Raw genomic sequence first — 22,611 nt, forward strand, 5'->3', positions numbered from 1 at the left:
CGTGCATTCTCGACCTGCGTCGCGGGGGTTACCGGACCGAGCTGGGTGCCCGGCGCGGTCAGCGCTTTTTGACGGTCGCCGAGATGTCGATGCCGGTGTCGCCCGAGGCCTTCATTTTCTTGTCCGCGCGCTTCTCCTTCAACGACTTTCCTTGTTTCTTGGACATCGAACTGCGAGGAGATTTGTCAGACATGGCGGGGTGCCCCATTCTCTGCGGAACCGAGAATGGTCCACAGACCACGAACTTACGCCACCGAGCCACGAATGAGGCGGCAGGCGCGTTCGGCGAGCATGATCGCCGTCGCGTGGGGCCCTCGCGAAGGAACGACGGGGAAGGCAGACGTGTCGACCACGTACAACCCGTCGACGCCGCGCACCGCGCACGTGTCGTCCAGGACGGCGTCCTCCCCGCCCATCGCGCAGCTTCCCGAGAGGTGAAGCGATGTCCCCAGCCTGGCGCGCACGAACCCGTCGAGGTCGCCCTCGACGGATTCGGTGTTCTCGATGAGCTCGGCGACGAGTTCCAGTCCGGACGCCAACGCCCGCCGGTCGGCGACGGATTCCAGGTATCGGTACCGAACCCGGGGCGCGATCGCCGGGTCCGACGACACCAGCTCGATGTCCCCTCTCGACTCGGGTCGCATCAGGCCGACTCCGATCAGCGGATCCCCGGCCGGGAGGCCTGCGATCATGCGGTCGAACGGAGCCGAGTAGGGGCGGATCTCGAGGTCTCCGACGTGCAGCACCGCCTCCATGGGCGACGATGCGGGACCGGTCGACGAAACACTGTACGGCAGAGTTACTTCCGGATGATCACTGAAACCACGTCCCACGTTCGGTTGATCCACGACGGTCCGGATGTCGAGCGCGCCCAGCCGGCCCGCAGGCCCGATACCGGAGAGCATCAGCAGCTGCGGGGTCCGAACTGCTCCCGCACACAATATGATTCGCTCCGCCCGTAGCATCTCCCTCGTACCGCCGTGGTCGACGGCGACCCCGACCGCGCGCATCCGATCGACGACGATGCCGAGAACAGTTGCGTCGCTGCGGACCTGAAGGTTGGGACGATCCGACGCCGGAAGAAGGTACGCCAGAGCGGCATTCGTTCGCACCCCTCCGGAGATGTTGCGCGGCACCGGGCCTACGCCGTCCGCCGAGTACGGCGAGTTCTTGTCCTCGTCGAACGCGAACCCGGCGCGTTCGGCCGCAGCAACGAAGGCCTCTGTCATGGCGCTTCCCGCTCCGGGCAGCACCCGCGACACGGGCATCGGTCCCTCGCTGCCGTGATAGGGCCCGGTGAAGTCGAGGTCCCGTTCCAGCGCCGAGAAGTACGGCAGTACATCCGCGAAAGACCACGATGCAGGCCACGCATCGAAGTCGTCCGGCCGGGCGCGCACGAAGTATCCACCGTTGACCGCGCCCGACCCACCGAGCACTCGCCCCCGCGAGACCCGAGCGGCGATACCGTCCGCCAGATCGGCGGAGTACGTGTCGAGCCACGGACTGTCGGCCCCCAGGGGAAGTACACGTGCGTCGAGCACATCCGGCGGAACCTCGTCGACGGTCCGGAATCCGGGCCCTGCTTCGAGGAGCCGGACCGAGCACGAAGGATCCTCGCTGAGCCTCGACGCGACGACGGCGCCGCACGATCCGCCGCCGACGACGATCACGTCGACCGTGCGGCTGGGGCTCATGTGTCCATTCGGGGTGTCAAGGCTTTCAGGCTGCGAGACCGTGCCGCCCCGGTCCACAGTCCGGCTCCGTACGCGACATCGTCGACGCGCTTGAAGAACGCGTATCGAATGGGGTCGAGCCCACCGAGCTCGCGATGCTTGTACCAGTCCGTCATCGCATCTGCGACAGCGATTCCCAGCGCAATCCTGCGGATTCGACTCGACAGCACGACCGCCAGAAGTGTGATGGGCCAATAATGTCGACACATCGCCGACGCGAGTTGCCAGAGCCCGCCGATGAACCCTTCCGTTGCCAGGATCGCCGCGATGCGGGTCGGTTGGTCGAGCCCGAGGAACATCCTGCGGAGCCTGCCTGTCGTCGCCCCGAGCGTCAGCAACGCGCCCAGTAGGCCGAACTTGGTGAAACTGATCGCGAACAGGCAGGAGATCAGAGTCCACGGTGACATCGAGAGCGGGGGCACCATGCCCGGATGCCGGTCCGCGAGTGGACTTGCTCCGGTGCCGTAGAACAGCTTGCGGCCGAACCACCGACCGAACGTGACGCGATGATCGTGCGCGACGTTGGCAACGGGCTCGTAGCGCAGCCGCCACCCCGCCTCCTGCAACCGCCAGCAGAGATCGACGTCCTCGGCGACGTGCATGGATTCGTCGAATCCGTTGCACTCCTCGGCGACGTGGCGACGGATGAGCATTGCGGCGCTCGGGACGTAGGAGACAGAGCTGCCCGCTCGAACCGCGGCTTCCTTGCGACCCAGGTCCAGCGACGACCGGGCGTGCTCGTACCGGGCCAGAGCGTTGCCTTCGGGTTCGAGAGCCACGATCCTCGGCGCGACCAGTGCGACCGCAGGGTCGGAGAAATGCCCGAGCATGACCTCGAGCCAGCCCTTGCGCGGCACCACATCCGAATCCAGGAATGTCACGAAATCAGTTGTTGCGGACCGAAGCCCGGTATTGCGCGCTGCAGCGGGCCCCCGAGAACTCTCGTGCCGCAGCGTCGTCACCCCGCCGATGCTCCACGCAACCGGCGGCACCGTGACCGGCTCGTCGGATCCGTCGTCGACGACGATGACCTTCAGTCCGTGCAACGCAGGAAGGAGGCGGGACAGCCCTGCCGCGTTGTTCTTCAACGGGATCACCACGGTGACGTCCTGCGGAGACGGAATGGACATCGGTCGCGGATTCGCGACACCGGAGTCCAGCAGTTTCCGCGCCACGAGCGCGGACTGCGAATCGGTCACCTCGAGGAATCCGTCGCCGATCATCGCCGCAGCGGTGGGTGCCAGTTTCAGCATCCGAGTCGGGGAACCCCCGATCAGAACGCGCCCCTCCGAGTATGTGCGTACACGAGGATCGACGCGCACCCCGAATCCATCAGGCAATCGTCCTTGACCCATCAGGTGATCGTAAGCGGACATTGCCGCGAAGTGGTATCCGTGGACGCAGAAATTCGGAAACATACCCACGGCCTGTTCGAACGCGGTTTTTCGGACCGCAGGTTCACGTCAACATGCCCCGCTCCGACGGTCCCCATCGCTGCAGCGCATCCGCCGCGAGGGCGCACATCTGCCCCAGGACGGTCTCGCCTTCGGCCGCCGACGACCCACGGGGGTCACCCAGCACTCCGTTCGGGGTAACCGCTCGGACACCACCGGAACGCAACAGAGGCAGAAGGTCCGCGAGCGAGTCCGTGTTCCCGACCTCGATACGCGACTTGTCCACCACCTCCGGGGAAAGATGCAGCAGCAGTGAAGTTTCGGTACGGCCGGCGTGTGCGTCGGCACCCGGAACGACACAGGGCAACCACGCCACGTCGCGCCCCTCGTACCGCAGCAGCCGAACCGCCGCGGCCAGCGCACCGACGTTGCCGCCGTGCCCGTTGACGAACACCAGACGGTCCGCCCACCGGCACGCCGACCTGCCGTACTCGACGAGGATCGCCTCCAGCGCGTCCGCACCGATAGAGATGGTTCCGGGGAAGCCCTCGTGCTCTCCGCTCGCCCCGTACGCGATCGACGGCGCGACGACCACGCCGGGCAATCGCTCCGCCACGGCCTGGGCGACCCGAGTATCGGTGTCGAGAGGTAGATGAGGCCCGTGCTGCTCGACTGCACCGACCGGCACCGCCACAGTGCGTCGACCGTCGACCGCCGGCCATCGATCGTCGGCCAAGCGTCGATACGAGGAGGACGGTTGCTCGGTCTCGGCCACTGTCGAATGGTATCCGCTTGCGCCGATCTGCCTCGATTCGTTTCCACTCCGCACGTCACACACAGGAAACAATCCGCCATTAGCGTGCGCACCAGAGGCACGAAAGGAGCACCATGCCCCCACGTCGGCGATCGGTACTGCTGGCGCAGTTGAGCATTGCCGAACCGGGCGGTGCACAACCCGCCATTCTCGACGAGCTCCGACGAGTGATCCTGTCCGGGGACGCGCCGCCCAACACTCCCATCCCTCTCGGTGATGTGGCCGAACTGTTCGGCGTGAGCCGAATCCCCGTGCGTGAATCGCTGAAGACACTGATCGGCGAAGGTCTGGTGGACCACCGCCCCAACCTCGGATACACCGTCGCACAGTTGACCTCGGCCGAGCTCCGCGAGATGTACATCGTTCGTGAGGTACTGGAGTCGGCGGCGCTCGCCACCGCAGTCGCACTGGCCGACGAGCAGGATCGGGAGCGAGCTATCGAGGCCGATCGACTTCTCGAGGAATCCATTTCCGCCGATGATCCCCGCGAATACCACCGCCGCAGTCGCGAGTTCCACATGGCACTGACCAGGCCGTCTCGAATGAAACGATTACTGCACATGCTCGAGTCCGCATGGAACATCACCGAGCCGATACAGCCGATGGTGCAGGTCGCGGGGTCGGACCGCGCGTCCCTGCATGCGGATCACCGGTCGATGCTCGACGCGTTCCTCGACCGCGACGCGGCAACCCTGCTGGCCATTTCGCAGTCGCACTCCGCCCGCCTCAACACCGTCATCTCGTCCATCACGAGCGATACCGGGTTGCTGGCCGATTCGCCCGGAGACTGACGTCTCGAAAGATATATTCCTGCCGTCACGCAGGGGCAACACTTCGTCGCTACTTTTTCTTCACCGGACTCGGGCCACCGAAGGCAGAGGCCGATCACACCCGAAGCGCTCTTTCGCACGACGTACCAGGAGCATCGATGACAGACACAGCGAACAGCTCGATATCGCCTGTCGGCGACATGATCGAGGCAGCAGGCCATCCCGTCGGCGGTGGACTGATCAAGGACAGTTACGACCCGAGACTGACCAACGAAGACCTGGCGCCGCTGAAGAAGCAGTCGTGGACGTCGTACAACCTGTTCGCGTTCTGGATGTCCGACGTGCACTCCGTCGGCGGATACGTCACCGCAGGTAGCCTTTTCGCGCTCGGGCTGGCCAGTTGGCAGGTCCTGGTGTCCCTGCTCGTCGGCATCACCATCGTCTACTTCTTCTGCAATCTCGTCGCCAAGCCCAGCCAGGTGGCGGGCGTTCCCTACCCGGTGATGTGCCGGGCGTCGTTCGGTGTCCTGGGCGCCAACATCCCGGCGATCATCCGCGGTCTGATCGCGGTGGCCTGGTACGGAATTCAGACATTTCTGGCGTCGGCGGCGCTGGACATCGTCCTGATCAAACTGTTCCCGTCGTTTGCTCCGTACGCCGTCACCGCCGATTACGGCTTCGCAGGCCTCTCCGCTCTCGGATGGGCGAGCTTTCTGTTCCTGTGGGTACTGCAGGCGGCTGTCTTCTGGCGCGGCATGGAGTCGATTCGTAAGTTCATCGACTTCTGCGGGCCTGCCGTCTACGTGGTCATGTTCGCGCTGTGCGGCTACCTCATCTGGAAGGCCGGTTGGGGTGCAATCGATCTGAACCTGGGCGAAGTCGAGTACACAGGATTCAGTTCCGTTCCGGTCATGCTCGGCGCCATCGCTCTCGTCGTCTCGTACTTCTCCGGCCCCATGCTCAACTTCGGCGACTTCTCCCGTTACGGAAAGTCCTACGCCGCAGTGAAGAAAGGGAACTTCCTCGGTCTGCCGGTCAACTTCCTGGTCTTCTCGATCCTGGTCGTGGTCACCGCGTCCCTGACGCTGCCCGTGTTCGGTGAACTCATCACCGACCCGGTGGAGACGGTAGCCCGGATCGACAGCACCTTCGCCATCGTTCTCGGTGCGTTGACGTTCACCATCGCGACGATCGGCATCAACATCGTCGCGAACTTCATCTCCCCCGCCTTCGACTTCTCCAACGTCAGCCCGCAGAAGATCAGTTGGCGGGCAGGCGGCATGATCGCCGCCGTCGGCTCGGTCCTGATCACCCCGTGGAACCTCTACAACAACCCCGAGGTCATCCACCTCACGCTCGAGACGCTCGGCGCATTCATCGGCCCACTGTTCGGCGTCCTGATCGCGGACTACTACCTGGTGCGCAAGCAGAGGGTCGTCGTCGACGAATTGTTCACCATGTCTCCTGCCGGGAAGTACTGGTACTCAAAGGGTTACAACCCCGCTGCCGTGTACGCCACGACAGTCGGTGCACTGATCGCCATGTTCCCGGTGCTGTTCAACGGCGCCATCGAGGGAATGGAGATCGCCGGGATGGCGACCGCGTCCAAGTACAGCTGGTTCATCGGATGTGGAATCGGGTTCGGGCTGTACTACGTTCTCGCCACCAGGACCAAGCTCGCCGTGACGAACCATCTCGACGATTCCGTGAGCGCATAGGATTCTGAAGGTGCTCATCAAGGTCATCAATCCCAACACCACATGGTCGATGACCGACACGATCGGCAGGTGTGCCCGGGCCGTAGCCGGTCCGGGCACGCTCGTCGACGCGGTCAATCCGACGATGGGGCCCGCCTCCATCGAATCGCACGTCGACGAAGCACTCAGTGTGCCAGGCATTCTCGAACAGATCGCGATCGGCGAACAGCAGGGCGCCGACGGTTACGTCATCGCCTGCTTCGGCGATCCGGGCATGGACGCCGCCCGTGAAGCTGCCGCAGGCCCCGTCGTCGGGATCGCCGAGGCTGCGATGCATGCTGCGAGCTTCCTCGGTCGAGGGTTCTCGGTGGTCACCACTCTGCAACGCACCACGGGCAGAGCACAGGACCTCGCCGACCACTACGGTTTCACCCGCACATGCCTCGCGGTCCACGCATGCGACATTCCTGTCCTCGACCTCGAGACCGACCCCGACGCCCGCAAGATCGTCACCGAAGCATGTCGTGACGCTCTGGAATCCGACGGAAGCGACGCCATCGTGCTCGGCTGCGCCGGCATGGCCGACCTGTGCGAGCACATCTCGTCGGAGATCGGGGTGCCGGTCGTCGACGGTGTCGCCGCGGCAACACTCGCCGTTCAGTCGCTCGTCACCATGGGCCTGCGCACAGGAAAGCGCAGCGAATTCGCACCACCTCCACCCAAGGCATACTCGGGTTTGCTGTCCGGCTTCGGTTCTCAGCCCTGAAGCGCCCGCTCCACGCGTGTCAGTACCTGCGTCCAGTGAATTCTCTGCATTTCACGTTCCTCGGCGTCGGCGAGGCGCTCCTGATGGAAGCGCACCATCGTTCGTTCACCGGATGCGCGGACGGCGACCTGGACCGTACTGTCGTGCGACCACGTTGCCGGCCGCCACGTCAGCCGAACTCGGTCGAAATGTGTGCGGCTGCGCAACTCGCCCGTCGTCCCGTCCTCGGCCGACCACGGCTCACCCTTCGAGTGCGGGATCTTCGCTCCCGAACCCAGCCAGAGGTCGGGAGAATCGACCAACGCTGCCCACACCTGGTCGACCGTGAACGGGAGTGTCTTCGACACCCCGATCTCCCACCCTGCGTCCTTGGTTTTTCCGACTGGACTCATTGCTGCTCCGTTCGTCGTCTCGTTCGCGCCTTGGCGCGGTTTCCGCACCTGGCCATCGAGCACCACCGACGCGCTCCAGCACGCGAGGTGTCGAGAAAGACCAGAGCACAGTCTGTTGCGTGACACCTGCGAAGCCGTTCACGCCTGGGAGAGCCCAGAAGCTCGATGGCGTCGCGCGCGATCGCACCCACCACTGCAGCACCGTCCGTTCGCCCGACAGTGACGATCGTTCCCTCCTCGAGCCGAGGTCTCGGTGCCGACCGGTCTGCAAAAATGTTGATCGAATCGACGTCCGATACTGCAGGGTCGTCACCGTCGATCACTCGATTCACGCTTTTCCAGATCGCTTCTCGGAGCGATACGATGTCGGCCAGATCCCGATTCGTCACCGGAACGACGATCGGTCCCCAGAACACGCTCGCACCTTCCGCCCACACCTGAAGATCTTCGGGTGAACGCAACGTTTCCCACTGCGCACGTTCGGCGAGACCTCCGGTGTAGAGAACATCGATACACAGGGCACCCGTTTCGACCGTGAACGCGACGCCGTCGCGCGAGACCAGATTGACCGACCGAGCAGCTGCCATGTAACCACATTAACCGGTTACCGCAGATTCGGAAACCCTCGGCATACTGTCGCACCATGGACGAGTTGATCGCGTGGGCGAACGACCTCGCGGCCGGACCGGGCCGAAGAATTCTCGGGATAGCCGGGGCGCCCGGCGCGGGCAAGTCGACGCTCGGTGGACGCCTGGTCGACGGGCTCGGATCCGACCGCGCAGTATTGGTGCCCATGGACGGGTTCCATCTCGCCGACGCCACCCTCGACGCACTCGGGCGTCGGGCCAGGAAGGGCGCGCCCGACACGTTCGATGCCGCGGGTTACGCGCATCTGTTGCGTCGCCTCCGACACGAGTACGACGCCGGGATCGTCTACGCGCCGCGCTTCGACAGAACCCTCGAAGAGCCCATCGCAGGCAGCATTGCGGTCGCCCCGGACGTGCCGTTGGTGATCACCGAGGGAAACTATCTTCTGCTCGACGAGGGGGACTGGCCACTGGCACGTGCCGAGATCGACGAAGTCTGGTTCATCGACATCGACGACGAACTGCGTCGCACCCGACTCGTGGAGCGGCACAGCATGTTCGGTAAAACGGATTTCGAAGCACGAGCGTGGACGCTTGGAAGCGACGAGGACAACGCTGTCCTCGTCGCCTCCACCGCATCTCGTGCGGACCGCCGCGTTCGTCTGTGAGGGTTACTTGACCGCGTCGACCTCCACCTCCACGAGCCAGCCGGGAACGGGGAGGGTGGCGACTTCGAGGGCGAAGCGGGTCGGTCGTGCCGAGTTGCGCTCCATGGGTGCCGCAGGCTCCGCGGTACCCATCGGTACCAGTTCCGTCTCGTCCGAGTCCAGGTTGGTGTTGGCGAAGAACTGCCGGTACGCCCGGTTCCAGCCGGCGAAGTCCGCGACCGCGGCACCGGGTGCGTTGTCGAGGAACACACGCATGGTCACCACGTCCTCGAGCGAATAGCCTTCGGCTTCGAGGTTGTCCCTGATTTTCTTCAGGACGTTGATGCCTTGCGCTTCGGTGACGGTGACGCCGTCGGGGAGCGTGCCGCCGGAGAACTCGTCGGTGTCGACGAAGGACTCGGGAGTGCCGGTCGGAGCGGCGTCGTTCATCGCAATGGGGCCGATACCGCTCGTCTTGTACACCGTTGCATCCCCTGCGATCTCGACTCCCTGGGCGATCATCGGATTCGACTCCCCCGCTTCGAGGACCGACCTGGCGCCCGGCGCCGTGTCGGTCGAGGTGTCGGCGGCCGAGGAGTCCGACGAGCACGCCGCCGTGAACACGACGGCACCGGCAGCGAGCGCGGCGAAGAAGGAACGTGTGACCTTGGACAAGAGATTTCCTTTCGTGGAAGTGAGAGGTCAGGACGCGACGACGCGCTCGTGGAGCGCAGTGACGACGTCGCGTGCGGAGGTGAAGGCGCCGTGCTGCCACGCGATGGCATTGGACAGGTGGTCCCCGGCGAAGTAGATGCGATCGACCGGCTTCAACAGCAACTCGTACTCGGCCGTGGCCGTGCCGCCGTGCGATCCGCCCGACCCTGCCCAGTTCGCCCACGCGCTCTCGGAATACTTGGTTCGGCGCCAACTTCCCGAGAACGAACTGGAGATGTCCTTGGTGTACTTCTCACCGTGGAGCAGCGAGCCTTCGGCGAGAGCTTTCGCCAGACGCTGTTTGTGCGTGAGCGATTCGAATGCCACGTGCCGTTTGCCGGAGTTGTAGTAGCCGACGACCACGCCGCGATCGGAGTTGTAGTGGTCGTAGGGGAACATGATCTGCGAGATGTCCAGATCGGTGTTGCTGGCACCGCCGTAGATCCGCTCGTCGGTCTCCCACCACCGACGCGAGTACTCGATGCCCAGCTTGCCCGACGACGACGCCTTCGCCGCGAGATTGGCGGCGAGTACGTCCGCAGGGAGGTTGGTGTCCAGCCTCCCGATGAGGTTCGGGGGAATCGTGCAGATCACGTAGTCCGCCGAGATCGACTGTGCGGATCCGTCCTTCACGTACTCGACCGTCGCGCCACCGGAGGTGTTCTTCATGGACGTGACTTCGGCGCCGTAGACGATGTTGTCCTCGCCGATGGACTCGGCGAACGCGTAGTAGATGCGGTCCATGCCTCCCACGGGGGTGAACATCAGCATGGCCTGGTCGTACCCGAACTCGAAACTGAAGTTACGCCCGATGCCGCTGCGGATGACCTCCGACATGCCGAACGGCTCGGTCTCGGTACCGAAGTCCAGGCCGGCGCCCGGTTCCGAGGAGTACCCGCGCCGCGACGAGCCTACGTATCTTCCGTCGTCGGACAGGTCTCCGAGATCGGAGAGAAACTCCGACAGGGCGTCCTTGTCGTCCGCGGTGAGCACGTCGTCGAGGGCACCGCGGCTCGCGGCCTTCTGCAGCAACTCCGACATGTACCCGTAGGTGTCGGCTTTCGCTGCACGGTAGGACACGGACTTCTGATTCAGAGACGTGTCGCTCTTGTAGTTGACTACGGTGTTGGCATTCTGGTTTCCGAATGTCTGGAGTTCGACGCCGAGTTCCCTGCAGTAGTCCATCGTGATGTGGCTCTGCGGAATTCGGGTTGCTCCGATGTTGTAGAAGTGCCCCTCGGAGAAGGTGCACTTCTGCGTTTCTCCGTTGAGATCCGTTTCCTCCGCTCCGCCTCGGATCGACCACACGCGTCCACCCGGACGCTGCCGAGCCTCGAGGACGGTCACGGAGTACCCGGCCTTCTGCAACTCGTACGTGGCGCACAGTCCCGCGGGCCCACCGCCCAGCACCACCACGGTGGGGCTGCCGTCGACTCGCCCGATCAGATCGGCCATCGCCGGTGCCTGGAATCGTGAGGGGGCTGCTGCCGCCGAGGGCGCCAACCCCAGCGTCGACATCGCTCCGTAAGCGAGACCCGCACCGCCGGTGACTCCGAGTCCCCGCATGAACGATCTCCGTGTAACTCCCATGTGCTCTTCCACTCCTTCTGCCCACCCCAGGTAGCCCTGGCCGTCGAAATCACTGGTTTCGAGTCAGGGCAATCGTGGAACGCACACAATTCCGGAATGCGTAGCGCAGGAAACGTCTTGCGACAGATGCAGTGAGAAGCGGTAGCGGATTCGCCGAGGCTTATCACTCGCGTGCGAACAGGTGAAGCATTCACGAAATCGGGGCGCAACAATTCACGGCTATTTTTCGGCCATCATGTCTGCACTGGAACACGCCATCACCGCGTCCTTCGCAGCGCGGGAGCCCGAGCGCCCTGCACTGTCACCGTTGCGCGCCCTCGGCCGTCGGCAGCTGTCGGGAGTCGAAATGTTCGCGCAGTCGGTGGCCACGACGGCGCCCGCCGCATCGATGGTGATTCTGCCGCTCACGATGCTCACCCACGAGACCATGCTCGCCGGTGTTCTGACGATACTGGCGGCGACGATCGTGGTGTCGTTGATCGCCTTCTGTGTCTCCCAGTTCACCCGGAGGTTCTCCTCGTCCGGAGGTCTGTACAGCTTCGCGGTCAAGGGGTCGGGACCGAGGGGCGCACTGACCGTGGGCGCAGCGATGCTGTGCAAATACTGCGCGAGTGGCGCAATGACCCTGTACTTCGGAGGACAGGCCGTCCGAACGGTTCTGCACGAGCTGGGCGTGCCCACCGGCGGAATCCTGGGTATCGCCGCGGTGCACGGTGTGATCGCAGCGGCGATGCTCGGATGTCTGCTCCGCGGAGTCAGATTCGCCGCGACGGCCATCCTCGTAGTGGAAGTCTGCTCGCTGCTGTTCATCACCGCCCTTCTCGTGTTTCCCAGCAGCGGCCCGGTCGAGATCGAACCGTCCGGGGCGCCGAACGGACTCATGATCGTCGCGCTCGGCGCCATGTTCTCGTTGGCCGGTTTCGAGAGCGCCACCTTCTTCGCCCCGGAGGCGAAGCGGCCTCTCGTCAACGTCACCAGAACCGTCCTTTTCACCCCGATCATCTGCGGTGCGCTGTTCACGTTCGCCGCGTGGGCTGTCTGGTCCGGCCGCGGCGGCGTGCTTGTCGGTGCCTACCAGCACGGGACGTCGACGGGTATCGACGCGTGGCTCGTCGTGGCATTGAATCTCGGCCTGAGTTTCTCGTGGTTGGCCTCGGCCATGGCATCGTCGAATGCGGCGTCGCGCCTGCTGTACACGATGGGCGTCGAGAACGTGGTCACGCGCCGAGTCGCCTGCGTGCACCGAGTGTTCCGAACCCCGCACGTTGCTCTCTGGATCGTCGTCGGACTCGTCGTCGGGCTCGGTTCGCTGCTCGCGATCGCCGCCGGCATCCCGATCTTCGACAACTTCCGGTTCCTGGACGACGTTCGCTTGCTCGCCCGTGCGGCCGTCATCGTCGGATACGCCGTCGCCTCCGTAGCTGCAGTGGCGTTCCTGCGACGCATCGGCGAGCTGACGACACCCGTCGTGTGCGCCGGAGTGCTGGCATGTGCCTCCGGCACGGCGATTCTCGCGAATCTTCTGTTCACGGTCGGTGTGCAGCAGAACATCACGCTGCTCGTCATGCTCGGTCTGCTCGGCGCGTCCGGACTGGCGTGGCGCGCGGTTCTCCACCACAGACGGCCCCGGTCGCTCGACGCCGTCGGCGTCTTCGACAGCGCGGAAAGTCACGACGTACTGCCCGGAGCGGTGACGTACGGTGAGAATTCGCGCGGAGCCGTTGCCCTGGTGAAATCTCCTGCGTCCGAATCGCGCTGATGGCTCTTCGCACCGCACGAACCCACGAGCTCGGAGGACACGAACCCCGCGCAGTCCAGAAGGCACTTGCGCTGCTCGAAGCCGTTGCCCGTCTCGGTTCGGGTGCGACGGCCAAGGAAATCGCCCACGCGACGTCGACGCCGCCGGCAACGGCGTACCGATTGCTCAACATCCTGGTGGCCGACGGCTTTCTCGTACGGATCGACGATCTGTCGGGCTTCGCTCTGGGTCGTCGAACGCGGGAGCTCGCCGGAGCCGCACCGTCGACGGAGGTGGACTATTCACAGGTGATCGACACGGTACGAGGTCGGACCCGCTTCGGGGTCTATCTGGCGACGTACGCCGGCGACCGCATCCGGCTTCTCGATCGGGACCCGGACCACGAGCTCACCGGCGAGACGGCCCTGACGACACACGTGCACGCGTCGGCGATCGGAAAATTGTTGTTGGCCAATCGGGCCGACGGAAACTCGTTGGCGGATCTGCGTAAGTTCACATCCCACACCATCGTCGACCTCGCGGACCTCGCGATCGAGCTCAGTCGAATCCGTGCCACCGACGTCGCCACGGAACGCGACGAGATCAAGATGGGCAGGTCCGCCGTGGCGGTGCCGGTCCGCGACGACACGGGTGGGGTCTCCGGGTGCATCGCCGTGATCGGCCGCACCGGACGGCTCGATCCGGAGGATCCCGAGCTGCTCGACCTCCTGAGATCCAGTGCGAGCCAGATCACCCTGTGCGGGTGACGATGTCCGACGGTGACAGGTCCTGCACCGAGGAACACCCGAGGCCGAGGACCGCGGAGTCGAGGCCTCCGCGCAGAATGTCGAGAACGTTCTCGACCCCAGGCTGACCTGCGGCCGCCAGCCCCCACAGGTACGCACGACCGATCAACACCGCGCGTGCACCGAAGGCGACGGCTTTCGCGACGTCGCTGCCCCGGCGGACCCCACCGTCGAGGGTGATCTCGACCCGCTCCCCCACAGCGTCGACGATGCTGGGCAGCAGGCGGATCGACGCAGGTGTTCCGTCGAGGTTGTTTCCGCCGTGGTTGGACACCGACAGCGCCGTGCAACCGATGTCGACGGCTCGCTCCGCGTCGTCGACGCGTGCGATTCCCTTGAGCATGAACGGTCCACCCCACTGCTCACGCAGCCACGCAATGTCCTCCCACGTCGGGAGCGGTGTCCTCGTCCACTCGCGGTACGCGCCGAAGAACGTCGGTGGAGCGCCGCCGGGAGGGGTCAGATTCGGAGCCGTCAGATCAGGGATCGCCCCCGAGCGCACCCACTGTCCCAGCCACCGAGGATGCAAGACGGCCTCCGGCGCGAACCGAGCCATGGTGCGTAGATCGACCCGCTCCGGAATGGCCGGGCTCCCCCAGTCCCTGCCCTCCGAGAACGACCAGTCCATCGTCAGTATCAGCCCGACCGCGCCCGCTGCACGCGCTCGTTCGACCAGGTGAGACAGGAAGTCCCTCGACCCCACCCAGTGCAGTTGGAAGAACGTCTGCGGGTTCGCCGCGACGACGTCCTCGATGGACTTGCTCGCGAACAACGACAACCCCATCGGAACACCCTGCGCGGCAGCAGCTCTGGCCACCGCGACTTCACCGTCCGGATGTACCGCCTGCACACCCGTCGGCGAGATCACGACCGGGAACGACATCGGCTGACCCATCAACGTCGTCGACAGATCGCGTGCATCGGACAATCCCGCGACTCGGGGTGCAAATCCCAATTCGGCGAATGCAGCCGTGTTGTCCGCGACCGTGATGCCCTCTTCGGAACCGGCCAGCAACGCCGAATACACGGATCGGGGAAGCCGCTTCTTCGCGCGCCGCTGAGCCTCCGCGACAGTCTCGAACCACTCCTTGTCGTTGGACACTCTCGGTCAGACGCCGAGCTTCCGGTCGAATCCGAGCGGCATCACGACATCCGACGGCGACAGGTCGTGCACCGACGAATGACCGAGACCGAGAACTGCCGAATCGACACCACCGCGCAGGATGTCGAGAACATTCTCCACACCGGCCTGACCGTTGGCGGCCAGACCCCACAGGTAACCTCGGCCGATCAACACAGCCTTGGCGCCGAGGGCGAGGGCCTTGACGACGTCGCTCCCCCTCCTGATTCCACCGTCGAGGGTGATCTCGATCTGGTCGCCGACGGCATCGGCGATTGCGGGCAACGCTCGGATCGGTGCCGGGGTTCCATCGAGGTTGTTTCCGCCGTGGTTCGACACGGAGATCGCGCTGACCCCCGCGTCCACGGCCTTCTTGGCGTCGTCGACGCGCATGACCCCCTTGAGCATGAACGGACCACCCCACTGCTCGCGCAGCCAGGCGACGTCCTCCCACGTCGGAAGTGGGGTACCCATCCATTCGCCGTAGGCACCGAAGAACGTCGGCGCCGCACCACCGTCGGGCGGGGTGAGATTCGGGGTGGTCAGATCGGGAATCTTCCCGGTCTTCGCGAACTCCCACAGCCACTTCGGGCGGGTGATGCCCTCCGGCGCGAACTGCCACATCGCCTTCAGATCCATCTTCTCCGGAATCGACGGGCTACCCCAGTCGCGACCGTTGGAGAACGACCAGTCGAGCGTCATGATCAGACCCACCGCGCCCGCTGCACGTGCACGTTCCATGCGCTGCAGCAGCACTTCGCGCGAACCGACCCAGTACATCTGGAAGAACGTCTGCGCGTTCGCCGCCGTGACTTCCTCCACGGACTTGCTCGCGAACGAGGACAGGCCGATCGGGATTCCTCGTGCCGCCGCCGCCCTGGCCACGGCGACCTCGCCGTCGGGGTGCACCGCCTGCACACCCGTCGGCGAGATCATGACCGGGAAGGAGAGTGGCTGCCCCATGACTGTCGTCGCCAGGTCACGCTTGTCCGACAGACCTGCCACGTGGGGCGCGAAACCGAGCTCGCCGAACGCCGCGGTGTTGTCGTCGACGGTGATACCCCGTTCCGAGCCCGCCACCAGGGCGGCGTACACGGACTTGGGTAGACGCTTCTTGGCACGCCGCTGCGCCTCGGCAACGGTTTCGAACCACGCACTCTTGGCCATGACTGATTTCTTCCTATTCCATTCCTGCGAGGGGATTCTCGTCGCAGATCTTTGCCGGGGGCCGCATCATCAATGTGAGCGGAACCGATTTGCGGGGTGTCTTACGTTCACCGGACCGAGAATGATCGACGCTGGACTTGGGGATCTCCCCCGCCGCAGCCAACGCGAGTTCGCCGTTACCGATGACGCATTCGGGATCCGGACCGTCCATGGGGAGGCCGGTGAAGAATTTCGCAGCCATGCAACCGCCGCGGCACGAGTCGAAGAACGAGCACTTGGTGCACGCCCCCGACGTTTGCGGCGACCGCAGTTCCTGGAACAACTCCGATGTCTGCCAGACGGATTGGAACCCGCCCATACCGTCTTTCGCATCACGGACGATGTTGCCGGCGAGGAACTGCTCGTGGATGGCGAAGGGGCAGGCGTAGACGTCTCCGATCGGGTCGATCAAGCAGACGACACGGCCGGCGCCGCACAGATTCAAACCGGGCAGTGCGTCACCGAACGCGGACAGGTGGAAGAAGGAGTCTCCGGTGAGCACACCTTCGCCGTTGGCGACGAGCCAGTTGTACAGCTCGCGCTGCTGTCCCGCCGTCGGATGCAGATCGTCCCACACGTCGGCTCCGCGTCCCGAGGGCCGAAGTCGCGTGATACGAAGTGTCGCACCGTACTTGTCGGCAAGCGCTTTGAAGTCGTCGAGCTGACTCACGTTGTGGCGAGTGACGACGACGGAGATCTTGGCGTCCTCGAACCCGGCTTCACGCAGGTTCTCCAGTGCACGGCAGGCCATGTCGAACGAACCGGGTCCGCGTACCGCATCGTTGACCTCGGCGGTGGCACCGTCGATCGAGATCTGTACGTCGACGTAGTCGGAGGCAGCCAGACGAGCAGCCACGTCCTTGTCGATCTTGACTCCGTTGGTCGAGAACTTCACACCGACCTGATGGGCCGTCGCATAGTCGACGAGCTCCCAGAAGTCGGATCGAACCGTCGGCTCACCACCACCGATGTTGACGTAGAACACCTGCATTTTCTGCAGCTCGTCGATGATCGATTTGCACTGTTCGGTGCTCAGTTCACGGGGATCTCGTCGACCCGAGGACGACAGGCAATGCACGCAGGAGAGGTTGCAGGCATAGGTCAGTTCCCAGGTCAGGCAGATCGGCGCGTCGAGGCCGAGTTCGAATTGGTCGACCAGCTTGCCCACCGCGGGTGGTGGTGCCGGTCTTTCGAGCATGGAGGTCATTTCGCTGTCCTCTTGGAGTTGAGGGGTGTCCGGCGCCCGAAGGGCTGGTTCGGGCGTCAGAGCTTGGTGATCATCTTCGAATCGGCCAGAGTGGCAAGCGCTCTGACGTACGGCGCGCAGGCCGACTGGTCGATTCCGGCTGCGGAGATCGCGGACCTCATGTCCGGATGCTGCGGGAAGGATTCGATGATCGCTACGATCGTGCGATTCTTCAGAAAGGAGAGCTTCCGTGTCCCGAAGTGGTAGAGCAGCGCCCCGAAGGATTCGGGGCGCAGCGCCACCTGCGGGTGAAGAGCCCACCGAGCGTCGAGGTCCACGGCTGGGAGTGCCTTCACGGGTGCCGACATGTCAGTAGACGCCGCACATGCCGTCGATGGACACTTCTTCCACCAGCGATTCTTCGATCAGGTCGGATTCGACCACGGCTGCGTTCGTCACATCGGTCTTCGGGTTCTGAGACATCGGTGTACCTCCATCGGCGAGACTTATCGGATGGGTCACAGTCATCGGTGACAGTGACTTGGTTCACCACCATAATGGCATCGAGTGCATAAAGACACCTATCGGAGAGAAAAAAGTGGTCAGTCGCAAGAAACCGTCCAGCCGGGTAGGTCGTCGCCCGTCCACGACGCGGGGGCAGATCAGCGATATCGCGATCGAACTGTTCGCCAAGAACGGTTTCGACACCACGAGCGTCGACGACATCGCCGACGCCGCGGGGATCGCCCGTCGTACGTTCTTCCGATATTTCGCATCCAAGAACGCGGTGCCGTGGGGTGATTTCGACGAGCAGTTGACGGCGTTACGCAGCCTGCTCGATTCGCTTCCCGACGACATTTCGCTCGCCGACGGCATTCGGTCGGCACTCCTGAAGTTCAATACTTTTCCCGACGACGAGACGCCCGTTCATCGCCAGCGAATGGAACTCATCCTCCGCAATCCAGCACTGCAGGGCTATTCGATGCTGATGTACGAGGGGTGGCGTGAGGTGATCGCCCAATACGTGGCGGCCCGAACCGATTCCGAGCCCACCGACCATTTTCCGCGAACCGTTGGCTGGATGGTCCTCGGTGTGGCAATCTCGGCGTACGAGCAGTGGTTGACGGACGACGAGTTGGACCTCGCTTCGTTGCTCTCCGATGGCGCTCGCACCCTGTACGGAGGTCTCGACGCCGATGCCGGCGCACCGAGCCCGCGCACCCCCTAGGAAAGATCCGACATGACCGAACTCGACGCTCTGGCCCCAGCCCACCAGAGGCGATGGACTCACGACAGCGTGACCGTCGAATACTCCGAGTCCCTCCCGCCTGGCGCAGTCGAGGTGCGGTGCTCCGCGCCACTGCGCGTCGAGCACGCGTTGACGTCCACGCACATCGGCGAGAGTCTGGTCCACCGCATCACGGATCTGACTCTGTCGCAGCGCGAGTTCGAACTCGTCATGGTGGGGCTGGTACTGACCACGGTGGCCGATCCACTGCAGGCGTGGACGACCTACTATCGAAACTCGCTCGACGACCTCCTCTCGGGTGCAGCCGAATTCGCGCCTGTTCATGCACGTGCCGAGACCCTTGTCACGGGGTCAGTTCTGGATCTCGGATCCTGCTTCGGCTTCTTCCCGCTCCGGCTCGCCCTCGACGGCGTCGACGTCACCGCCACGGACCTGTCCGCCGGGACGATGACTCTGCTGCGCACCGTCGCCCCGCACCTGGGCGCCACGCTCGACGTTCTCACCTGCGACGCGTCGGGGATTCCGGTAGCGCCGAACAGCGCGGACACCGTCACTGCGCTTCATCTGCTCGAGCACGTGGACGAGGAACTGGGCGGACGAATCGTCGCCGAGGCCATCCGAATCGCCCGCCGACGCGTCGTGATCGCGGTCCCGTTCGAGGCCGAGGCAACAGCCTGCCACGGACACGTCAGGACGTTCGACGCTGCCGCACTGACGGCGTTGGGGCTGAGCACAACCCTGCCCTACGAGGTGGACGAATTCCACGGCGGCTGGCTGGTTCTCGACACCACGCCCGCCGATGCACGGGTGGTGTCGATCAGATGAGACCTTGCTTGCTTGCCGCATAGACGGCTTCCGCCCGCCGGCTCACCCCGAGCTTGCGCATGATGTTGCTGACGTGGAACTTGACCGTCGTCGCGGAGATGAACAAACGGGTGCCGATGCTGTTGTTGGACAACCCTGTTGCCAGTAGGCGTAGCACTTCCAGTTCACGGTCGGTGAGACGCTCCACGGCAGATCCCTGACCGTTGAGCGATCGGATGACCGCTGACGCACTGCGCGAGTCGAAAGCACTCTCACCACGAGACACGGCCCGAATCGCTCGAACCAACTCGGTGGTGTCGACGTCCTTGACGACGTATCCCCGCGCCCCCGCGTGCACGGCCTCCACCACGAGTCGGTCGTCGAGGAACGTCGTCAACACCAACAAACCGATGGTCGGGTGCGCACCGGACAGCTGCGCACACAGAGCCAAGCCCTCGTAATCGGTACTCGCCGACAGCTTGAGGTCCATGAGCACGATGTCCGGTTTCACGCGTTCGACGACGGCGAGGCCTTCCGCTCGCGACGACGCTTCACCGACGACGGACAGGTCCGCTTCACGTTCGAGGACGGATCTGAGTCCGTCACGGAGGATGGCGTGATCGTCGACCAGCACGATTCTGACCACTGTCGTCGATACTGTCATGATTGCTCACTCTCCTCGAGAAGGAATGCGTACCGAGATGCGCACACCTCCGATTCGGGCCCGGCGGATTTCGAGAACACCGCCGTGCTCACGTGCTCGTGCTGCCATGTTCGCGAGTCCGCGGTGCCGGCCGTCGACATCGTTGTTCTCCGCCAGCCGCTGCATCAGGCGTAGATGCGCGGGGTCACCGGTGCCGTCGTCGGCGATCGAGAGCGAGACGCCACCCTCGCGGTAGGCGAGCCGGATGACGGCTCGGTGCGCGCCCGCGTGAACGGCAGTGTTGAACAACGCTTCTCCAGCGATCCGCAGCAGATCGTGTTCGCAGTCGCTGCCCAATTCCACCGGCGTTCCCTCCACGCGAAGCGAGACCTGTAGCTCGTCGGGCATATGCACCACCGACAGTTGTTCGAGCATCTCGGGCAGAGATGTGCGATCCGCGTCCTGCGCGTGATTGAGCGCGTAGATGGCCGACCGCAGCTGCTCGACGGCACGTCGGGTGAGATCCTTGGCCAGATCCAGTCTTTCGGCCCGCTCGCCGGCGGGGATGTCGCCGAGGCACACCTCGATCTGCATGCCCGCGGACAGCACTGCTTGGGTCACGCTGTCGTGCAACTCGCGTGCGATTCGGTGGCGTTCCTCGTCGAGTACCTGGTGACGATGCGCAGCGCCCAACTGCCGCTGGGTGGCTTCGAGTTCGGCGTTGCGGACAGCGAGATCCGCGGCGGTGCGGTGTGCTTCGGAGTAGGCACTCTCCGCACGTTCGAGCAGGACTCGCCTGCTCTGGTACAGAGCGGAGTTCTGCAGCGCCACAGCGGTTTGACTGGCCAGAATGCTGAGGACGGCGGAGTCGGTCGCGTCGAGCACTCGATGCGTCGAGGTCCACGCAGCGAACGCTCCGACCACACCGCCGTCCAGCGCGATCGGAACGAAGGCGTGGTGGGATTCGATCTGTGGCTCCCGTCCGTCGCCGATCCTCGCCAGCCGGATCGACTCCAGGCACTCCACGACGTCGTCCGGTAAGGGAGGACCGACGACGTTGTCGACCAGGAACGGCGTGGCGTCCGGCCCGAGGACCAGACGTCGGGGTCCGGCGTCCGGCAGTGCGCCGTCGGCGAGGGCGAAAACCACCCACTGTGCACTCAGATGCGCCCGCGCGGCTTCGGCGACCGCGCAGATCAGCGTCTCCGGCCCGTCGACCGTACGCACCAAGGCCCTGGAGATCAGTTCGAGTGCGTGTACGACGCGTTCGAGCCGCTCGGCGGCGCCCCGATACTGCGGATAGAACGTGCTCTTCCCCGACCGCAGCCCTGTCAGCAGCGACAGGTCCGGCTGCTGGGCGGTCACAGTGCGGTCCTGAACAACGCCGCCATCTCCTCGTGGGAGGCGTGGCGGGGATTGGTGGACATGCATGCGTCGCGCAGCGCGTTGGTGGCGAGGACCTCGATGTCGGCGTCGCTGACGCCGATCTCGGCGAGCCCCTTCGGAACTCCGACCTGGCGTGCCAGCTCTTCGACCCGTGCGGCGACGGCAAGCGCTGCTTCCTCGGCCGGTCCACGCCCCTCCGGCAGCCCGAGGCTGGTCGCGATTGCCACGTAGGGCAGCGGGTCGGCTGCGGCGTTGAATCGAATGACGTGAGGCAGCAACACACCGTTGATGACCCCGTGGGGCAGGTCGAGCAGTCCCCCGACCTGATGACTCATCGCGTGCGTGGCACCGAGAATTGCGTTGGTGAAGGCCAGGCCCGCCTCGAGGCTTGCCTGCGCCATGGAGGTTCGCGCCGTCATGTCGGTCGGTACGTCCATCGTCTGCGCAAGGTGCGAGGTCACCATCGTCACGGCACGAAGCGCGTGGTGATCGGTGAGCTGGTTGTGGCCGAGCGAGACGAACGCTTCGATCCCGTGAGTGAGCGCGTCGAGACCCGTTGCAGCGTTGAGCCATTCCGGCATCGTGGTGAGCAACCGAGGATCGATGACGGTGATGTCCGGGACGAGTGCGCGCCCGAGGATGGTGATCTTGGTCGAGCGGGTGGTGTCGGTGACGATGCAGAACTGCGACACGTCGGCCCCGGTCCCGGACGTCGTCGGCACCATCACGAGCGGCGGAATCGGCCGCGTCGCGCGGTCGACTCCCTCGTAGTCCAGTATCGAGCCGCCGTTGCCGGCCAGGACCGCGATGCCCTTGGCAGCGTCCATCACCGACCCCCCGCCGATGGCGACGATGACGTCGCAGCCCGATTCCTGATAGATCTCGTGGCCCGCCTCGATCTCGACATCCTTGGGGTTGGGGGTCAGCCCGCTCCACGACGTCGGGGACAGGCCCTGTGCTTCGAGGTGATGACCGAGCTGTGCGACCCAGCCTGTGTCGATGAGGCCCGCGTCGGTCACGACCAGCGGGCGCTGCGCCCCGAGGCGCAGAGCTGCGTGCGCAACTTCGCCGAGTGAATCCTGGCCGAACACTATCTCCGGCGCATGGAATTTGAGCACGCGTGGCGCCTCGACCGAACTGCGGTGCGAGTGCAGATCGTGCAGCGCCTGTCCGGTCTCGGCAGTCTCGATCATCGGGGCCCCTGTACGTTCCGGTAGCGGAGTATCCCCCTACCGTGTGATCAAGGTTACAGCTCCACGCCAGGCATCCCCACCAGCCGACGTCCAGGTGGGTGCCTGCCCGATCGGGTAGGTACGGTGCCGCGAACGCGGCCGCCGTCGCCACCGCGGCACCTGCTGATCGTGCTCGG

The 22,611-nt window shown here is 64.7% G+C and carries 24 protein-coding genes; 8 read left to right on the forward strand and 16 right to left on the reverse strand.

Annotation, left to right across the window (positions count from 1 at the left end; translation table 11 throughout):
* Positions 1–58: 58 nt before the first annotated feature.
* The 4 genes from CH289_RS28560 to mftE form a co-directional block, all read right to left on the reverse strand.
* The gene (locus tag CH289_RS28560) at positions 59–193 is read right to left on the reverse strand and encodes a hypothetical protein (RefSeq protein WP_019663518.1); all 135 of its coding nucleotides are present in this window, start codon (positions 191–193) and stop codon (positions 59–61) included.
* Positions 194–245: 52 nt separating this feature from the next.
* On the reverse strand, positions 246–1,694 hold the full coding sequence (mftG, locus tag CH289_RS00740) for a mycofactocin dehydrogenase MftG (RefSeq protein ID WP_094627584.1): 1,449 nt from the start codon (positions 1,692–1,694) through the stop codon (positions 246–248).
* Positions 1,691–3,088 carry a mycofactocin biosynthesis glycosyltransferase MftF gene (gene mftF, locus CH289_RS00745; RefSeq protein WP_179276697.1) on the reverse strand — a complete coding sequence of 466 codons (1,398 nt, stop codon included), beginning with the start codon at positions 3,086–3,088 and terminating at the stop codon, positions 1,691–1,693. The genes mftG and mftF overlap by 4 nt, the downstream gene beginning before the upstream one ends.
* Positions 3,089–3,191: 103 nt before the next feature.
* Entirely contained in the window at positions 3,192–3,902 is a 711-nt protein-coding gene (gene mftE, locus CH289_RS00750) for a mycofactocin biosynthesis peptidyl-dipeptidase MftE (protein WP_094627583.1), read from the reverse strand.
* Between the two features lie 113 nt (positions 3,903–4,015).
* Here mftE and CH289_RS00755 point away from each other — a divergent pair, with 113 nt between their 5' ends.
* The 3 genes from CH289_RS00755 to CH289_RS00765 all read left to right on the forward strand — a co-directional run bounded on the left by CH289_RS00755 (position 4,016) and on the right by CH289_RS00765 (position 7,174).
* The gene (locus CH289_RS00755) at positions 4,016–4,732 is read left to right on the forward strand and encodes a GntR family transcriptional regulator (RefSeq protein ID WP_019663514.1); all 717 of its coding nucleotides are present in this window, start codon (positions 4,016–4,018) and stop codon (positions 4,730–4,732) included.
* Between the two features lie 137 nt (positions 4,733–4,869).
* On the forward strand, positions 4,870–6,429 hold the full coding sequence (locus CH289_RS00760; RefSeq protein ID WP_179275262.1) for an NCS1 family nucleobase:cation symporter-1: 1,560 nt from the start codon (positions 4,870–4,872) through the stop codon (positions 6,427–6,429).
* Between the two features lie 10 nt (positions 6,430–6,439).
* Complete coding sequence (locus CH289_RS00765) at positions 6,440–7,174, forward strand: aspartate/glutamate racemase family protein (RefSeq protein ID WP_094726999.1); 735 nt, start codon at positions 6,440–6,442, stop codon at positions 7,172–7,174.
* On the opposite strand, the gene CH289_RS00770 is transcribed toward CH289_RS00765, so the two are convergent.
* Both CH289_RS00770 and CH289_RS00775 read right to left on the reverse strand, forming a co-directional pair.
* A complete protein-coding gene (locus CH289_RS00770) occupies positions 7,165–7,566 on the reverse strand; it encodes an SRPBCC domain-containing protein (protein WP_094627582.1) in 402 nt (133 codons plus the stop codon). The genes CH289_RS00765 and CH289_RS00770 overlap by 10 nt on opposite strands.
* Positions 7,563–8,153 carry a CGNR zinc finger domain-containing protein gene (locus CH289_RS00775; protein ID WP_037144490.1) on the reverse strand — a complete coding sequence of 197 codons (591 nt, stop codon included), beginning with the start codon at positions 8,151–8,153 and terminating at the stop codon, positions 7,563–7,565. The genes CH289_RS00770 and CH289_RS00775 overlap by 4 nt, the downstream gene beginning before the upstream one ends.
* Positions 8,154–8,209: 56 nt before the next feature.
* Here CH289_RS00775 and CH289_RS00780 point away from each other — a divergent pair, with 56 nt between their 5' ends.
* Positions 8,210–8,821 carry a nucleoside/nucleotide kinase family protein gene (locus CH289_RS00780; protein WP_019663511.1) on the forward strand — a complete coding sequence of 204 codons (612 nt, stop codon included), beginning with the start codon at positions 8,210–8,212 and terminating at the stop codon, positions 8,819–8,821.
* A gap of 3 nt (positions 8,822–8,824) precedes the next feature.
* Here the strand turns inward: CH289_RS00780 and CH289_RS00785 are convergent, their stop codons facing one another.
* Complete coding sequence (locus CH289_RS00785; protein WP_094627581.1) at positions 8,825–9,475, reverse strand: Rid family hydrolase; 651 nt, start codon at positions 9,473–9,475, stop codon at positions 8,825–8,827.
* Positions 9,476–9,502: 27 nt separating this feature from the next.
* A complete protein-coding gene (locus CH289_RS00790) occupies positions 9,503–11,080 on the reverse strand; it encodes a flavin monoamine oxidase family protein (protein WP_094627580.1) in 1,578 nt (525 codons plus the stop codon).
* A gap of 259 nt (positions 11,081–11,339) precedes the next feature.
* On the opposite strand from CH289_RS00790, the gene CH289_RS00795 reads away from it, so the two are divergent.
* Positions 11,340–12,863: an APC family permease gene (locus CH289_RS00795; RefSeq protein ID WP_094627579.1), complete on the forward strand. Its 1,524-nt coding sequence runs from the start codon at positions 11,340–11,342 to the stop codon at positions 12,861–12,863.
* Positions 12,863–13,609: an IclR family transcriptional regulator gene (locus tag CH289_RS00800; RefSeq protein ID WP_019663507.1), complete on the forward strand. Its 747-nt coding sequence runs from the start codon at positions 12,863–12,865 to the stop codon at positions 13,607–13,609. Before CH289_RS00795 ends, CH289_RS00800 begins: the two co-directional genes overlap by 1 nt.
* Here the strand turns inward: CH289_RS00800 and mftD (CH289_RS00805) are convergent.
* Genes mftD (CH289_RS00805) through mftA form a run of 5 tightly spaced genes read right to left on the reverse strand, consistent with a single transcriptional unit; the run spans position 13,593 to position 17,643 of the window.
* Positions 13,593–14,750: a pre-mycofactocin synthase MftD gene (gene mftD, locus CH289_RS00805; RefSeq protein ID WP_094627578.1), complete on the reverse strand. Its 1,158-nt coding sequence runs from the start codon at positions 14,748–14,750 to the stop codon at positions 13,593–13,595. The genes CH289_RS00800 and mftD (CH289_RS00805) overlap by 17 nt on opposite strands.
* A gap of 6 nt (positions 14,751–14,756) precedes the next feature.
* On the reverse strand, positions 14,757–15,935 hold the full coding sequence (gene mftD / locus CH289_RS00810; protein WP_094627577.1) for a pre-mycofactocin synthase MftD: 1,179 nt from the start codon (positions 15,933–15,935) through the stop codon (positions 14,757–14,759).
* A gap of 13 nt (positions 15,936–15,948) precedes the next feature.
* Positions 15,949–17,181, reverse strand: coding sequence for a mycofactocin radical SAM maturase (mftC, locus tag CH289_RS00815; RefSeq protein ID WP_026347504.1), 1,233 nt, complete (start codon positions 17,179–17,181; stop codon positions 15,949–15,951).
* A gap of 56 nt (positions 17,182–17,237) precedes the next feature.
* On the reverse strand, positions 17,238–17,528 hold the full coding sequence (gene mftB, locus CH289_RS00820) for a mycofactocin biosynthesis chaperone MftB (protein ID WP_037181672.1): 291 nt from the start codon (positions 17,526–17,528) through the stop codon (positions 17,238–17,240).
* 1 nt (position 17,529) lies between these two features.
* Positions 17,530–17,643: a mycofactocin precursor MftA gene (mftA, locus tag CH289_RS00825; protein WP_019663502.1), complete on the reverse strand. Its 114-nt coding sequence runs from the start codon at positions 17,641–17,643 to the stop codon at positions 17,530–17,532.
* Between the two features lie 115 nt (positions 17,644–17,758).
* On the opposite strand from mftA, the gene mftR reads away from it, so the two are divergent.
* Both mftR and mftM read left to right on the forward strand, forming a co-directional pair.
* Positions 17,759–18,388 carry a mycofactocin system transcriptional regulator gene (gene mftR / locus CH289_RS00830; RefSeq protein WP_019663501.1) on the forward strand — a complete coding sequence of 210 codons (630 nt, stop codon included), beginning with the start codon at positions 17,759–17,761 and terminating at the stop codon, positions 18,386–18,388.
* A 12-nt stretch (positions 18,389–18,400) separates the two neighbouring features.
* The gene (gene mftM, locus CH289_RS00835) at positions 18,401–19,234 is read left to right on the forward strand and encodes a mycofactocin oligosaccharide methyltransferase MftM (RefSeq protein WP_020111192.1); all 834 of its coding nucleotides are present in this window, start codon (positions 18,401–18,403) and stop codon (positions 19,232–19,234) included.
* Here the strand turns inward: mftM and CH289_RS00840 are convergent.
* Genes CH289_RS00840 through CH289_RS00850 form a run of 3 tightly spaced genes read right to left on the reverse strand, consistent with a single transcriptional unit; the run spans position 19,227 to position 22,435 of the window.
* Complete coding sequence (locus CH289_RS00840) at positions 19,227–19,877, reverse strand: MadR family response regulator transcription factor (RefSeq protein WP_026347503.1); 651 nt, start codon at positions 19,875–19,877, stop codon at positions 19,227–19,229. The genes mftM and CH289_RS00840 overlap by 8 nt on opposite strands.
* A 6-nt stretch (positions 19,878–19,883) precedes the next feature.
* The gene (locus CH289_RS00845) at positions 19,884–21,221 is read right to left on the reverse strand and encodes a MadS family sensor histidine kinase (RefSeq protein WP_019663498.1); all 1,338 of its coding nucleotides are present in this window, start codon (positions 21,219–21,221) and stop codon (positions 19,884–19,886) included.
* A complete protein-coding gene (locus CH289_RS00850; protein WP_019663497.1) occupies positions 21,218–22,435 on the reverse strand; it encodes an iron-containing alcohol dehydrogenase in 1,218 nt (405 codons plus the stop codon). The genes CH289_RS00845 and CH289_RS00850 overlap by 4 nt, the downstream gene beginning before the upstream one ends.
* Between the last annotated feature and the right edge of the window lie 176 nt (positions 22,436–22,611).

The sequence above is a fragment of the Rhodococcus sp. RS1C4 genome (assembly GCF_002258225.1).
In the GTDB taxonomy this organism is placed as follows: domain Bacteria; phylum Actinomycetota; class Actinomycetes; order Mycobacteriales; family Mycobacteriaceae; genus Rhodococcoides; species Rhodococcoides fascians_E.